Origin of the sequence: Parasphingorhabdus sp. (assembly GCF_036963705.1) — a bacterium.
Classification (GTDB): domain Bacteria; phylum Pseudomonadota; class Alphaproteobacteria; order Sphingomonadales; family Sphingomonadaceae; genus Parasphingorhabdus.
The window spans coordinates 1-14,721 of the sequence record NZ_JBALUT010000024.1; the positions used below are offsets into that span (position 1 = coordinate 1).

Genomic DNA, 14,721 nt, shown 5'->3' on the forward strand with positions numbered 1-14,721 from the left:
AACCTTCATCGACTCCGGCAACAAGCCGGAATGGATGATCCTCGAAATCATTCCTGTGATTCCACCCGAACTGCGCCCACTGGTGCCTCTGGATGGCGGCCGCTTCGCGACCTCCGATCTCAACGATCTCTATCGCCGCGTGATCAACCGGAACAACCGTTTGAAACGCCTGATGGAATTGCGCGCTCCGGACATCATCGTCCGCAACGAGAAGCGTATGCTTCAGGAATCGGTCGATGCGCTGTTTGACAATGGTCGTCGTGGCCGGACCATCACCGGTGCGAACAAACGCCCGCTGAAATCCTTGTCCGACATGCTCAAGGGTAAACAGGGCCGTTTCCGCCAGAACCTTCTCGGCAAGCGCGTCGATTATTCCGGTCGTTCGGTTATCGTAACCGGTCCGGAACTGAAATTGCATCAATGTGGTCTGCCGAAGAAAATGGCCTTGGAACTGTTCAAGCCATTCATCTACGCGCGCCTCGATGCCAAGGGTCTTTCGATGACGCTCAAGCAGGCCAAGAAATGGGTCGAAAAAGAGCGCAAGGAAGTCTGGGATATTCTCGAAGACGTGATCCGCGAGCATCCCGTGATGCTGAACCGCGCACCAACGCTTCACCGTTTGGGCATCCAGGCGTTTGAACCGGTATTGATCGAGGGCAAGGCTATCCAGCTTCACCCGCTGGTCTGTTCCGCCTTTAACGCCGACTTTGACGGCGACCAAATGGCGGTCCACGTTCCACTGAGTCTCGAAGCCCAGCTGGAAGCGCGGGTCTTGATGATGTCGACCAACAACATCCTCTCGCCAGCAAATGGTAAGCCGATCATCGTTCCTTCGCAGGATATGGTTCTCGGCATCTATTATCTGACAATGGATCGTAAGGGCGAGCCAGGCGAAGGCATGTTGCTTGCCGATATGGCCGAAGTGCATCAGGCACTGGAAATTGGCGCCGTGACCTTGCACTCCAAGATCACCACGCGGGTTCCGCAAACCGATGAAGACGGCAAGCCGATCCTCAAACGTTTCGACACCACACCTGGCCGTCTGCTGATCGCCGAATGTCTGCCGAAATCGCACCTGGTGCCGTTCGACATCGTCAACCGCTTGCTGACCAAGAAAGAAGTCGGCGACGTGATTGACCAAGTCTATCGTCACACCGGTCAGAAAGACACGGTCCTGTTCGCCGATGCGATCATGGGTCTTGGCTTCCGCCACGCTTGTCGTGCCGGTATCTCCTTCGGTAAGGATGACATGATCATTCCGGACTCCAAGGATGCTACCGTCGCCGCTACCCGCGAGCAGGTTGCTGACTATGAGCAGCAATATCAAGATGGTCTGATCACCCAGCAGGAAAAATACAACAAGGTGATCGACGCCTGGTCCCGCTGTGGTGACACGGTTGCGAACGCGATGATGGACGAGCTGGCTGCGACGCCAGAGGACGAACATGGCCGCGAGCGCGAGATTAACGCGATCTACATGATGAGCCACTCCGGTGCGCGTGGTTCGCCAGCACAGATGAAACAGCTGGGCGGTATGCGCGGTCTGATGGCGAAACCTTCGGGCGAGATTATTGAAACACCGATTATCTCGAACTTTAAAGAAGGCCTGACGGTTCTTGAATATTTCAACTCCACCCACGGGGCTCGTAAGGGTCTTGCGGATACGGCGTTGAAAACAGCCAACTCGGGTTATCTGACGCGTCGTCTGGTTGACGTTTCGCAGGATTGTACGATTGTCGAAAATGATTGCGGCACCGAAAATGCGCTGGAGATGAAAGCCATCGTCCAGGGCGGTTCGGTTATCGCATCGCTTGGCGAACGTATCCTCGGCCGGACCATGGCTGAAGATATTATCGACAGCAAAGACGACAGCGTTGTGATCAAGTCCGGCACGTTGCTGGACGAAGCGGCCATCGTCGTGATCGAAGAGCTCGGCATCCAGTCCGCGCGTATTCGTTCGCCACTGGTTTGCGAATCCAAAATGGGCGTATGCGGTACCTGCTACGGTCGTGATCTTGCTCGCGGTACACCGGTGAATATCGGTGAAGCGGTTGGCGTTATCGCGGCTCAGTCGATCGGTGAGCCAGGCACGCAGCTAACGATGCGGACCTTCCACATCGGCGGCGCGGCGCAGCTCAACGAGCAGTCCAATCTGGAATCGGTGGCAGAAGGTAAGGTCGAATATCGCGACATGCCGGTCATCGAAGACAAGAATGGCCGCTTCCTGTCCTTGGCGCGTAGCGGTGTTATCGCCGTGATCGACAATGACGGTCGCGAACGTTCTGCCGATAAGGTGCCTTATGGTACCAGCGTGCTGATCAAGGATGGCGCGGTGGTTCACCTCGGCGATCGTCTGGCCGAATGGGATCCGTTCACGATGCCGATGATCACCGAGAAACCGGGTGTCATCAAATATCAGGACGTCATCGAAGGCAAGACGATGACCGAGCAGACCGATGAAGCCACCGGTATCGCACAGCGTGTGATCACCGAATATCGGGCTTCGGGTCGCGGCGCGAACAAGGAAGACCTTCGTCCACGCATGACTTTGCTCGACGAAAACAGCGGCGAAACCGGTCGCTATCTGCTGGCCAACGGCGCTACGCTGTCGGTCGAAGACGGTCAGAAGGTTGTCGCCGGTGACGTACTCGCACGTGTCTCTCGCGAAGCTGCGAAAACTCGCGATATTACGGGTGGTCTGCCACGTGTGGCCGAACTGTTCGAAGCGCGTATTCCAAAGGATAATTCGATCATCGCGAAAATCGATGGCCGGATTGAATTTGTTCGCGACTATAAAGCGAAGCGCAAGATCGCGATTGTTCCCGAAGAGGGAGAACCAGTCGAATATCTGGTGCCGAAGACGAAAGTCATCGACGTTCAGGAAGGCGATTTCGTCAAGAAGGGCGACAATCTGGTCTCCGGTTCTCCGGATCCGCATGACATTCTTGAAGTTCTCGGGGTTGAAGCTCTGGCCGAATATCTCGTTTCGGAAATTCAGGAAGTCTATCGTCTGCAGGGCGTGAAAATCAACGATAAGCATATCGAGACGATCGTTCGTCAGATGCTGCAGAAAGTTGAAATCACCAATGGCGGCGACACCACGCTTCTTCCAGGCGAGCAGCTCGATCTCGAAGAGATGCTGGAATATAACGCCAAGCTGACCAAAAAGCAGGAACCTGCTGCCGGTAAGCCCGTTCTCCTCGGTATCACCAAGGCGAGCTTGCAGACCCGTAGCTTCATCTCTGCTGCCTCTTTCCAGGAAACCACCAGGGTGCTTACCCAGGCGGCTGTCGAGGGCAAGAAGGATCAGCTGATCGGTCTCAAAGAGAATGTGATCGTTGGTCGTTTGATCCCGGCAGGTACCGGAGCGGGCATGAACCGTGCGCGTATCGCCGCAACCAGTCGCGATGCGGCCTTGCGGGCGCAACAGCAGAAAATGCTCGACGCGATCCAGGCAGCAGCAGAGCTGAAAGCGGCAGAAGTAGCGAAAGCTGCTGCTCCGGTTGCAGCCGAGCCAAGCGCCGATGACGTCTTCTCTGCTCCAGCTGCGGAAGCCGAAGTAGCGGCTACCGAAGCACCGATCGAAGAGTCCGAAGCAGCGGTAACCGAAGCCTTGATTGCTGCGGATAGCGCCGAAGAACAGCATGCTGCCGAACTGGCGCAAGGTGAAGAAGCTGCAACGGGCGATTCACATATGGCAAAAACCATGGGTGAAGGCATCGAAGAAAGCGACACCGAAGCGGCTCAGTCCGACGAAGACAAGGAAGCATAAGCTTCTCCGTCTGAAACGGCTTAAAAAAAGCCCCGCTGGAGATGATCCAGCGGGGCTTTTTGTTTGTGCTTCAGAGGACGGTTACCAATGCTTCTTTCTTCCAGAATTCCATTTCGCAGACCGACATTCTGCCCTGCACCGTGGTCCGCCACTGGCCGGTCCATTGCCCCTTTCAGAGGCGGCCATGGCCGGACCGATTTGGTTTTCGCATCCCGCTGGTTCCAAATCGGTCCGGCATTGATATTGCGCTTATCGCTCGCTGGACGAGGTGGAGGACGCGGCGATGGCCGGGGCACCGGTGACCGTACTTGCTGCCGCGAAAACGAGTTAATCCGGTAGAGATCGGACCGGTCGTCGAGATAGGCCGACCATTTGTCGCGCCCGGTTTCGGTGAGGTTAGGGTTCCCGGCGCCATTTTTGTTATACTCGGCCCAGTGACCGTGGCCGGTTTTCCGATAAGAACCATCATCGAAATTGGCCCGCGTCACGTTCTGGCCGTTGACGCCCTGCTGAGCGGCCTACTGCCGCTGCGCCTTATGTGTTCCTATAACAGGTCAATAACCCAAATAGGAAATGCCCGCCGCGTTGTTCCGGCGGGCATTTCATGCGCAGATTGTGGGAATATCCTAGGCTGCCGCTATTTCCTGCAAGGCCGATTCAACCGCCGCCTCTCCCTTCATCATCTGCTGGTCTGCAGCGATGAAGGTGACGTCGGTGATCCCGATAAATCCGAGCACATGGCGCAAATAACCCGTGGCGAAGTCTAGATCGCTCCCGATTGCAGTACCGCCCGAAGCCACCAGGATATAGGCTTTCTTGCCCGTCAGCAGCCCTTCCGGACCGTTGCCGGTATATTGGAAAGTCTTGCGAGCCCGGGCCACCATATCAATCCACGCCTTCAGCGCCGCAGGAATACCAAAATTATAGATCGGCGTGCCGATCACCAATATATCGGCAGCAAACAGCTCTGCCACCAGCGTATCGGACACGGCGAGTTCCGCTTTTTGTGCGTCGTCCCGCTCAGCTTCGTCGATAAAGTTGGCGCCAACCCAAGTTTCCGTCACAAAGGGTAAGGCTACGGCGAGATCGCGGATCACAATATCATCCGGCGCAAGCCGTTGAATGAGAGCATCGGTCAAGGCGCGAGATGATGAACCGGCTTTGCGGGCGCTCGCATCGATGCGGAGGATGTTTTTTGTATCGGTCATTAGTTTTTCCTATGATCTGGGATTGGTGAGAGGGATTGAAGGAACGCTCGCTCTAAAGGGAGAGGCGAGCGTCCCTTCGCTAGCGGGTGTCAGTTCTGCGACTCCCATGCTTCGACAAAGACAAATTCGGCATCGTCGACAGCTTCGATTTGCAGCGTCGTTATATCCCTGATCGCCAGAGAATCCCGTGTGCTAACCAGTTCGCCATTTACCCTCACCTGACCGGCAGAACCGACCAGATAGACATGGGTACCATCGGCAATCTGATGCTCGACTGTGGTTCCAGCGGTCAGCGTAGCGCCATAAAGTCGCGCGTCCGCTCTGATCATCAACGCACCATTGTTGATGTCTTCGTCAAAGCCGCTGGCGAGTATTTCCAGCTGGCCGGCACGATCGCCCTTGGGGAAAGCTTTCGCGTCCCAGCGAGGAGCGCCACCGGCAGCACGCGGCTCAATCCAGATCTGGAACAAGCGGGTCCGCTCGTCCTCCAGATTATATTCGCTGTGCATCACGCCGGTGCCGGCGCTCATCACCTGAACGTCGCCAGCCTCGGTGCGACCCTCGTTGCCCATATTGTCGCGATGGGTAATGGCCCCTTCACGGACATAGGTGATGATTTCCATGTCCTGATGGCCGTGCATCGGAAATCCGGTTTTCGGTTTGATCTCGTCATCATTCCATACCCGGATCGGACCAAAGCCCATGCGGGCGGGGTCCCAATATTTGCCAAAGGAAAAATGATGGCGGGCCTGCAACCAGTGATGATCAACATGGGCCAGGTCGTTGAATGTGCGTTTCTCGATCATTGTCTTTCTCCATCTCAAGCGGTGTTGCTTCCGCTCTGCTTGAGATGGAGATAGAATGGCTTATGTGTTTCCAAAATAGACAATTTGGAATTTGATTGTTTCCAAATATTATCTAATGATCGCCTATGGCCTTACCTGATTATGAAGCATGGGCAATTTTTGCCGAGGTAGCCCGACTGGGGAGCTTCACTGCTGCCGCTCATGAACTGGCTCTCTCCAAACCGACCATCTCGAAAGCGATCTCGCGGTTGGAACAGTCCCTCGGCACGGTTTTGTTCCACCGCACGTCGCGCAAAATTTCCCTGTCGACCGCTGGCAAATCGCTATTGCAACACGCCCAGCAAATTGCACTAGACGGCGAAGCGGCGATGGAGGCTGCGCGCGACACCACACATCTGCTCAACGGTCGAGTCCGCCTGGCTGCGCCTCTAAGCTATGGACTTTCGCACCTCGCGCCGGTGATCGCGGATTTCATGTGCGCATTTCCGGAGATCACCGTCGATCTCCAATTGAACGATGCGCGAGTCGATCTTATCGAGGACGGGTTTGATTGCGCCATCCGCATCGGCGCGCTTCCCGACAGCAGCCTGAGGGCAATCAAGCTTCGTAAAATGGAGGGTTATTTCATCGCGGCCCCAAGCTATCTCGAACGCAGGGGCCGACCGAAAATACCGGCTGACCTGAGCGATCACGATTGCTTCATATATTCCAACACCCTCACACCCGAAGTCTGGCTCGTCACGGACGAAAAAGGCCAGACGACGAACGTTCGCCCCAAGTGCCGGTTCCAGAGCAACAACGGCGATGTCATGCTGCCTGCACTCGTCGCTGGCCGGGGCATCGGATATTTGCCTGACTTTCTGTGTCAAAAGGCACTGGATGCGGGCGACCTGAGCAACATTCTGCCGGACTGGCACATGGGTGATATCGCTCTCAATATCGTCATGCCCCCATCCCGCTTGCGTCCGGCCCGCGTCGATGCACTGGTGGACTTTCTCAAAGAGAATTTGCGCTAGCTGAGTACAGGTGGAGCATTGATGCCGCCATTTCCCTGTCCTACACTGCCGGGATTTTGTATCTTTCATGGATGTCCAATGAGATTTTGATCAGAATCAATAGCGATAGACTTCTTCCCGAGGAACATTCAGGGTGGTTGGGACGGCGAGTTTCTGGCTAAAATCGAAGGACCGGAATTTTTTCTCTAACACTGTAAAGTCTGTAAAGTTCGTCAGCAAAACAGGTCCGAATATTAATGCCGCTCGAAACCATATTTCTGTTTCTGATCACTGACCTGATGTTTTGCTTCACTCCGGGGCCAGCCACCATGGTCACCGTCAGCCATGCATTGCCACTGGGGCCCAGAGGAGGAATGCGCGGCGCGCTCGGGCCGATCATGGGCGTGAATGTCGGGAATTTTATTTGGTATGCGCTGACCGCTTTCGGGCTTGTCGCGCTGATACAGGCCGTACCGACCGCTTATGCAGTCCTCCGCTGGATCGGCGTCGCCTATCTCCTCTGGATGGGATTTCAGATGCTCAGGGGCGGGACCAGCAGACTTGCCAATCAATCGGCCAGGAGCGCCAGCTTCAAAAAAGGATTTCTCAACGGCTTGGCAGTGCACATGTCCAACCCCAAGGCTTTGCTATTCTACACCGCCATCATTCCCCCGTTTATCGACCCCTCGGGAAATCTGATGCTGCAATTCCTGATATTGGCGATATTGACCATTTTCACGGAAACGTCCGGCCTCACCTTTTACGCCGCGCTGGCGTCCAGAGCGCGCAGTTTCGGCAATGCCGATCAGGCACAAATCATTTTTCAAAAGATTGCCGCAATCGTGTTAACCGGTGCAGCGCTGATATTGGCCTGGTGGAATCTCTCCGACGGTGCCGTGCAGACCGCGTTCAACTTGCCGACAGGAGCGATAGGCTAGATGGAAATCATGACTAGAATCTGGTTCACCCTGCTGGCCCTGACCTTGGCAGCGCCGCTGTCCGCACAGGAGGAACCTGATGCCGGATTCAAGGCCGAGATGATTCTGGCGCTAAAGAACCTGCAGCTGCTTGACCACCGGCTGAACGCCATCGGTTATCGGCTGGTCGATGCCAATGCACCTTATTGCGATCAGAAAGCCGCCCGAACCGGCCTGCTGCTGAATGATGTTGCCCAATATGTCGATCAGGAAACCGCCCGTTTCGCGCTCGGATTCAGCGGTCCCATTGGGATCACTGCTGTCGCTCCCGACAGTCCGGCCGAAAGCGCAAAATTGTCACCAGGGGACACCTTGCTGGCAATCAACACCATGGCCGTCGAGGAAATTGCGGTCGATGGTCCCGATCTGGCCAACGAGCCTCCCCCCTATCGCAGGGTCGCGGCAATCAATCAGATGATTGAACAGGCGCTAGCGCAGCGCAATGTCGAATTGACCATATCGCGAGGCGGTATGAACCAGACTATTCCGGTCGCTGCAGCTATGACATGTCCAAGTCAATTCCAGATCCGGGTCAGCGCTGACAGGAGTGCCAGCGCCGATGGCAAGCTGGTAAGCGTTTCCTCGCGGCTCGCAGAATATTTTCTGACTGACGACGAATTTGCCGCCGTTGTTGCGCACGAACTGGCCCATAATCTACTGAAACACCGCGACGAACTTGACGCAAAAAACGTCAATCGCGGATTTTTTGGACAGTTCGGCGAGAGTGCTGGCCAGATCAAGGCCGCAGAGATCGAGGCGGACCGGCTATCGGTCTGGCTGATGACCAATGCCGGCTATGATCCACAGGCCGCGATCCGCTTCTGGACCCGTTACGGCATGGAGCATGGCAAAGGGATTTTCTCTGCCTCTACCCATTATCGCTGGAAGAAACGGGTGCAATTATTCGAAGAGGAAATAGCGCAAATGGGCGCGGCTGTTCCGGTCGATGGCAAGCTTGCACCGCCGCTGCTGACCGGACAAGACTGACTCAATCGTCCCGTTTGTAAGCGTCCTTGCAATTGCGACGTTCTTGCTTGTTTTGCGCTTCGTCCAGGCAAAGGTCCCGCTGCTTTTTCCGCTCGGCGAGAACCTGTCTGCCCAGGTCCTCTTCCCGTTCGGACTGGGTCTGGGTGGTAGCGTCGACCGCCGTCTCGACCACCGTACCAGCCGCCCGAAACGGCGCCGTGACAATCTTGCTGGCGACGCAGCCAGACAATAGCGAAGGGACCAGAACAAGAGAAAGGATGGAATATACGCGCATGCAAAACTCCTCAGATTTCATGTACAGCCAATATGCTGAAGTCCGGATGAATGAAGGAGTGGTGCATCATTCGGCGAGCAACCTCTCGGCCATCGTCCGGATTTCTGAGCCAATTTCGGGATGAGCCAGCGCCAGCGCCAGATTGGCTTCGACATAGCCCTGCTTCGACCCGCAGTCATAGCGCTTGCCGTCAAAGGTCATGCCATGAAACGGTTGCTGGCCGATCATCTGCGCCATAGCATCGGTCAGCTGGATTTCCCCGCCAGCCCCCGCTGCCTGGGTTTCCAATATCCGCATCACTTCGGGCTGCAGGATATAGCGGCCCGGCAGGATCAGATTGGATGGCGCGGTGCCTGCAGGGGGCTTCTCCACCAGACCTTTGACCTCGGTTATCGGCCCGTCGCGTTTGCCGGGATCGATCACACCATAAGAAGGTGTGTCCTCGAACGGAATCTCCAGCGCGCAAACGATATTGCCGCCAAGCTTTTCGTAAGCGCTGACCATCTGGGTCATGCAGCCGGGAGAACCGACCATGAATTCATCTGGCAGGAAAATCGCGAACGGCTCGTCGCCGATGATGTCCCGCGCGCACCAGATAGCGTGGCCGAGGCCAAGCGGTTCCTGTTGCCGAACGAAAACGCAGTCGCCCGGGCGGAGACGGGTTCCTTCAAGAACCGACCGGTCTTTCGATCGATCCGCCATCGTGTGCTCCAGTTCGTAGGCCATGTCGAAATGATCCTCGATCATGCCCTTGCCGCGCCCGGTGACGAAGATCATCTGCTCGATTCCAGCTTCGAGTGCTTCATCGACAGCATATTGGAGCAGCGGCCGATCTACGATCGGGAAAAGTTCCTTGGGCATCACCTTGGTCGCTGGCAGGAAGCGGGTTCCCATGCCCGCAACGGGAAAAACGGCTTTTCTGATCGGTTTCATCGGTCTGGTCTAGTCCTTGAGCTTGTCCGCGAAGCTGGTCCGCAATTTCTGCAATTTCGGCGGGATGGTCGCCACACAATAAGGGTTGCTACGCCCTTCGTCCGCCCAATATTGTTGATGATAATCTTCCGCGACATACCATGGAGCCGGTCCTTCGATCGTGGTCACGATCGTTTCGGAACGCCCCTCTCCGGCACGCATCATAGCATTTTCCGCCTCGGCGCGCTGTTCGTCGTCCAGCGGAAAAATGGCCGAACGATATTGGGTGCCGACGTCATTGCCCTGGCGATTGAGCTGGGTCGGATCGTGGGTTGCGAAGAAGATGTCGAGGAGGAGAGAATAGCTGACCACCGCATCGTCAAATCTGACCTTGATCGCTTCGGCATGGCCGGTCGTACCCGAACAAACCTCGCGATAAGTCGGATCGGGGTTCTCGCCGCCAATATAGCCGCTTTCGACCGAACTAACCCCGGCGATATCGTTGAACACCGCCTCGGTGCACCAAAAACAACCTCCGGCAAAAATGGCTTCCTGCTGTGCCATGTAAACTCCTTTTACGCAGAGGCGACGACGCCCCCGCTATTGATGTCTTTGTTCTTTTCATCGCGCATAGCGACCAACAGATACATGGCGGGTGTAACCACGCGAGACAAGAGGGTCGAACTGATCAGGCCCCCGATGATGATGACCGCCAGCGGCGCATATAGCGCTCCACCCCAGAATGCGAGCGGGGTAAGGCCGCCGATTGCGGTTATCGAAGTCAGCAGTACAGGCAGGAAACGGACCTCGCCAGCCTTCTCGATGGCTTCCCGAAGATCCATGCCCTGGGCCCGCAATTGGGCGGTAAAATCGACCAGCAATATCGAGTTTTTGATTTCAATCCCGATCAGTGCGATGAACCCGATAATCGCCATGACACTTAGCGAATTGCCGGTGATGAACAGGGCGAGTATGCCGCCAAATGTGCCGAGAGGAATGACGCCCGCTACCACGATCGTCTCGCGGAACCGCCGAAACTCGGCCACAAGAATCGCAAAAATCAGCATGATTGCGGTGATGATCAGCGGACCAAAATTACCGAAGGTTTCACCAATGGCTTCCGATTCTCCGCCAATCGACCATTTATATCCTTCCGGGAAATCGATCTGCTCGAGCTTCTCGACCGCGCGATCGTTAATCGTTGACGGTATTTCACCAAAATCGACTTGGGCGGTGACCAATACCGTTCTTTGCAGCTGGTAGCGCTGGATTTGGGGCGTCACATTGGTCAGCTTGGGATCGGTTATTTGCGACAGCGGCACGGGATCGCCGGAGCGGGTAGCGACATAGACCTTGTCGAGTACCGATATCGGAAGATTGTCCACAAACGGATAGCGGACGATCACCGGATAATTGTCCCCTTCCTGATCCCGGAAAAATGCCGCCCGTTCACCGCTGATCGCCAACCTGATCGCGCGGCGCGGTGCGCCCGAGGGAATATTGAGCAGCGCCGCTTTCTGTTCATCAAGACCGATATCCAGATCGATCTTGTCGGTATCGACCGGATTTACGATATCGCGAGCGCCAGGCGTCTGGCGCAACACATCAGCCACTTTGCCGGACAATTCCTTGAGCTTGTCCAGTTCAGGCCCGGCTACTCGGATGACGATCGGCGCTTCCACCGGGGTGCCGTTCTGGAACAGTTCGATCTTCACCCGCGCACCGGCAATCTGATCAAGCTGTTTGCGCAACCTGTCGATCATCTCCGGACCTTTGCGCGTGTCCCACTCGTCCATCACCGCGAGCACTTCGCCATAGTTGGTGCGCTCGGCGCGGGGACCGACATTGTAAAAAACCTGCGGATTGCCGTTGCCGATATTTTCCGCGCGTACTTTAATGCTCGGTTCGGTTTCCAGAACTTTGGTCACCTCGGCTACGATCTTATCGGTGCGATCGAGGCTACTGCCTTGTTCCGCTTCGACCGAGACCCGGAAATAGGGCGCGTCAGCAAAAGGAAAAAGCGAAAAGCCAAGAACCGGGACCAGCGCGAAAGCCGACAGGCACAAAGCCATTGCCAGCACCACCGTCTTGACCGGCGCACCCAAAGCAATGTGCAGAAACGGCCGGTAAAATCGCTGGATCTTGTCGTTCACCCAACGCAGCGCCGGATTGCCTTCCGGATTTTCATCGCGCCGCAATATGCGACTGGCGAGAAACGGAATGACCGACAGCGAAATCAGCAACGAGGCCAGCACTGTCGCGATAATCGCGATGAAGAAGGATCTGGTGTAGGAACCGGCACCACCGGGCAGAAACAGCAAGGGCACAAATGCCAGCACCAGAACCGCCGTAGAGCCAATGACCGCCGCCCGGATTTCGAGACTGGCTTCGATCGCTGCCTGGGTTCGCGTCTTGCCCATTCGCAAATGTCGGGCAATATTTTCGGTCACCACGATGCTGTCGTCGACCAGCAACCCCAGCGAAACAATGAAACCTGCAATCGAGAGCTGGCTAAGATTATATCCCATCGCGTAAAGGACCAGCAGGCCCGAGGCGAGCGACAGCGGGATCGAGATCATGACGATCGCAGAGGATCGAAAACCAAGCGGAAGCAGCGTGAAGATGACCAGCGCGATGGCAATCGTGAAGTCGCGAGCCAGTTCGCTCAATCGCCGCTTTACGTCGCGGCTCTGATCGAATTGCATGACCAGCTTGATGTCCGGCGGCAGGATCGACCGCTGCCGTTCCAGTTCGACATCGAGCTCTTCTTTCAGGCGCGTGACATCGACACCGTCTTTCTGGGTCACTGTAAGAAACACCGCGCGCTTGCCATTATGACGGGTTCGGTAAATCTGTTCCTCGGCCCCCCAGCCAACCTCCGCGACATCGCCAACCGTCAAAAGCGAACCGTCGGATGCCCGCAGCGGCAATCCGCGAATGGTATCGAGATCTCGAAAGGCACCACCGGCTTCGACGTTCAGCCTGCGCTCTCCGCTCTGCACCGCACCACCCGGCAGGTCCGCTCCGCCCTGGCGGACCACATCGGCAATCGCACTGGCCGGAACCCGCAGTTCGGACAGACGATCAGTGTCGACCGCGACGCTGACCTCGGGTCGTGGAAGCCCGAAAATCCGGGCTTCCCGCGTGCCGGGATTGCGGGTGAAGACATCGACCATATCATCGGCATATTTTTCCATCCGCCGCCACGAAGCGGTATCACTGATCAGAGCGACCTGCATGACGGCCGCTTCGGTGGTCCGGATCTTGCGATATTCGAGCCTCTGCAAGTCTTCAGGAAGCTGGTCGCGGATCGCGGATACCGCGCGGACCACGTCATCGAAATAGCCGTCAACGTCGCCCGACCATTCGCTGAATTCAACATTGATGACGGTTCCGCCATCGGTACTTGTAGATTGTACTTCGACGATATCATCGAGGCCCTGGACGACTTCTTCAATCGGCTTGGCGACCGTTTCTTCCATCTCCTGGGCATCCGCTCCAGGCTGGATTGCAATGATGTTGACCGCAGGTATCGGGAAATGGGCGTCGACCGCCTTGGGAATATTGACCAGTGCACTGATGCCCAGCACGACGAGCAGGATGAAAAGCACGAGGCTGAGTTGCCAGCGGGAGATGACGAACTGGGCAAGCATATCAGACCGGAGGATCCTTCTGATATTTCACGGCGATCATTTCACGGCCCGAATCGGTTTTATCAGGTCTCCGTCCCGCAACTTCTCCACGCCGCGGGTCACGATGACGTCGCCTTCCACCAAGCCACTCAGGACTTCGAGATTTTTGTCGGTCAGCTTGCCGATGCTGACATTACGTTGTTTCACCCGATTTTTGGCATCGACCACAAATACCAAGCCTTCGCCGGTGCGAACGCCGAATATCGCATTGGCCGGAATGGCAAAGGTCTCCGAAGATGCGCGCGACACTTCGACTTCGACCTTGCCGAGTTGCCCCGAACGCAGGCGGTCGTTGCCGGGGAGCAAGAAGCTGACTTCGAAGGTCCCGGTGCGCTCGTCCGCACGCGCGTCCTTTTCGCTTACCACCGCGTCAATCGGCAGATCCGAAATGGCGGAAATCAAGACCTTGGCAGGCATGCCGACGCGCACCCGAGCGGCGTCGGCATCGGTCATCGGGACGCGCAGGACAAAGCCTTTGTCGATCTCTCCGAGTACCAATGCGGGCGTGCCCGCTGCGACGATTTGCCCCGCATCGATATTGCGGGCGAGGATTATTCCATTGCCCGGAGCAACAATAGATGAGGTGCGGCTGGCAAATTCTGTTGACTGGATTCGCGCCCGGGCCGCCCGCGCGGCTGCTTCGGACTGCTCGAGCCGGGCTTTGGTCACCCAGCCGTCCTTGAACAGTGTTTCGATACGGCCGAATTCGGATTCTGCACGATCACGCTCGGCCCGCGCTGCACCGAGGTCTGCTGCGACATTGCTATTGTCGAGAGCGGCGAGAACTGCGCCGCGTTTCACCCGGTCACCTTCTTCGAACCGGACCGAAGCGACTTTGCCCGCAGTGGTAAAACCCAGCGATGTTTCGCGGCGCAAGCGGACGGTGCCGGCAGCAACAATCAGTTCATTTTCGCTAGCCGGCTGGACCGTGGTAACCGCTGCCGGAATCGGGCCATTTGATTGAGGCTTTTCCGCCTCTTCGCTGAGGCTGCATCCGGTCAATGAAACCAGACCGATAAAAATCGATATTATTGTCCTGCCAAGCGCCATATTGCGAACTACCACCCCTAATAGTCTCTTCTTAGGTGGCTATCCGGG

11 protein-coding genes and 1 pseudogene are annotated in these 14,721 nt (G+C 56.5%); 4 read left to right on the forward strand and 8 right to left on the reverse strand.

Annotated features, from left to right (window positions below; genetic code table 11):
• A pseudogene (rpoC, locus tag V7680_RS07605) lies at positions 1–3,490 on the forward strand (DNA-directed RNA polymerase subunit beta'); the annotation flags it as partial.
• A gap of 302 nt (positions 3,491–3,792) precedes the next feature.
• Here the strand turns inward: rpoC and V7680_RS07610 are convergent.
• The 3 genes from V7680_RS07610 to V7680_RS07620 all read right to left on the reverse strand — a co-directional run bounded on the left by V7680_RS07610 (position 3,793) and on the right by V7680_RS07620 (position 5,786).
• The gene (locus tag V7680_RS07610) at positions 3,793–4,260 is read right to left on the reverse strand and encodes a hypothetical protein (protein WP_335652685.1); all 468 of its coding nucleotides are present in this window, start codon (positions 4,258–4,260) and stop codon (positions 3,793–3,795) included.
• Between the two features lie 138 nt (positions 4,261–4,398).
• Entirely contained in the window at positions 4,399–4,980 is a 582-nt protein-coding gene (locus tag V7680_RS07615; RefSeq protein ID WP_335652686.1) for an FMN-dependent NADH-azoreductase, read from the reverse strand.
• An 89-nt stretch (positions 4,981–5,069) separates the two neighbouring features.
• Positions 5,070–5,786 carry a pirin family protein gene (locus tag V7680_RS07620; RefSeq protein WP_335652687.1) on the reverse strand — a complete coding sequence of 239 codons (717 nt, stop codon included), beginning with the start codon at positions 5,784–5,786 and terminating at the stop codon, positions 5,070–5,072.
• A 125-nt stretch (positions 5,787–5,911) separates the two neighbouring features.
• Here V7680_RS07620 and V7680_RS07625 point away from each other — a divergent pair, with 125 nt between their 5' ends.
• The 3 genes from V7680_RS07625 to V7680_RS07635 all read left to right on the forward strand — a co-directional run bounded on the left by V7680_RS07625 (position 5,912) and on the right by V7680_RS07635 (position 8,745).
• Complete coding sequence (locus V7680_RS07625; RefSeq protein ID WP_335652688.1) at positions 5,912–6,802, forward strand: LysR family transcriptional regulator; 891 nt, start codon at positions 5,912–5,914, stop codon at positions 6,800–6,802.
• A gap of 236 nt (positions 6,803–7,038) precedes the next feature.
• On the forward strand, positions 7,039–7,719 hold the full coding sequence (locus tag V7680_RS07630) for a LysE family translocator (protein ID WP_335652689.1): 681 nt from the start codon (positions 7,039–7,041) through the stop codon (positions 7,717–7,719).
• Between the two features lie 9 nt (positions 7,720–7,728).
• A complete protein-coding gene (locus tag V7680_RS07635; protein ID WP_335652690.1) occupies positions 7,729–8,745 on the forward strand; it encodes a M48 family metallopeptidase in 1,017 nt (338 codons plus the stop codon).
• A 1-nt stretch (position 8,746) separates the two neighbouring features.
• Here V7680_RS07635 and V7680_RS07640 read toward each other — a convergent pair whose 3' ends face one another.
• The 5 genes from V7680_RS07640 to V7680_RS07660 form a co-directional block, all read right to left on the reverse strand.
• Positions 8,747–9,019 (reverse strand): DUF6726 family protein, encoded by a 273-nt coding sequence (locus tag V7680_RS07640; RefSeq protein WP_335652691.1) that lies wholly within the window; start codon positions 9,017–9,019, stop codon positions 8,747–8,749.
• A gap of 66 nt (positions 9,020–9,085) precedes the next feature.
• Positions 9,086–9,952 (reverse strand): UTP--glucose-1-phosphate uridylyltransferase, encoded by an 867-nt coding sequence (locus V7680_RS07645; RefSeq protein ID WP_335652692.1) that lies wholly within the window; start codon positions 9,950–9,952, stop codon positions 9,086–9,088.
• Between the two features lie 9 nt (positions 9,953–9,961).
• Positions 9,962–10,495, reverse strand: coding sequence for a peptide-methionine (S)-S-oxide reductase MsrA (gene msrA / locus V7680_RS07650; protein WP_335652693.1), 534 nt, complete (start codon positions 10,493–10,495; stop codon positions 9,962–9,964).
• An 11-nt stretch (positions 10,496–10,506) separates the two neighbouring features.
• Positions 10,507–13,584: an efflux RND transporter permease subunit gene (locus V7680_RS07655; protein ID WP_335652694.1), complete on the reverse strand. Its 3,078-nt coding sequence runs from the start codon at positions 13,582–13,584 to the stop codon at positions 10,507–10,509.
• Positions 13,585–13,620: 36 nt separating this feature from the next.
• Positions 13,621–14,688: an efflux RND transporter periplasmic adaptor subunit gene (locus tag V7680_RS07660; RefSeq protein ID WP_335652695.1), complete on the reverse strand. Its 1,068-nt coding sequence runs from the start codon at positions 14,686–14,688 to the stop codon at positions 13,621–13,623.
• Between the last annotated feature and the right edge of the window lie 33 nt (positions 14,689–14,721).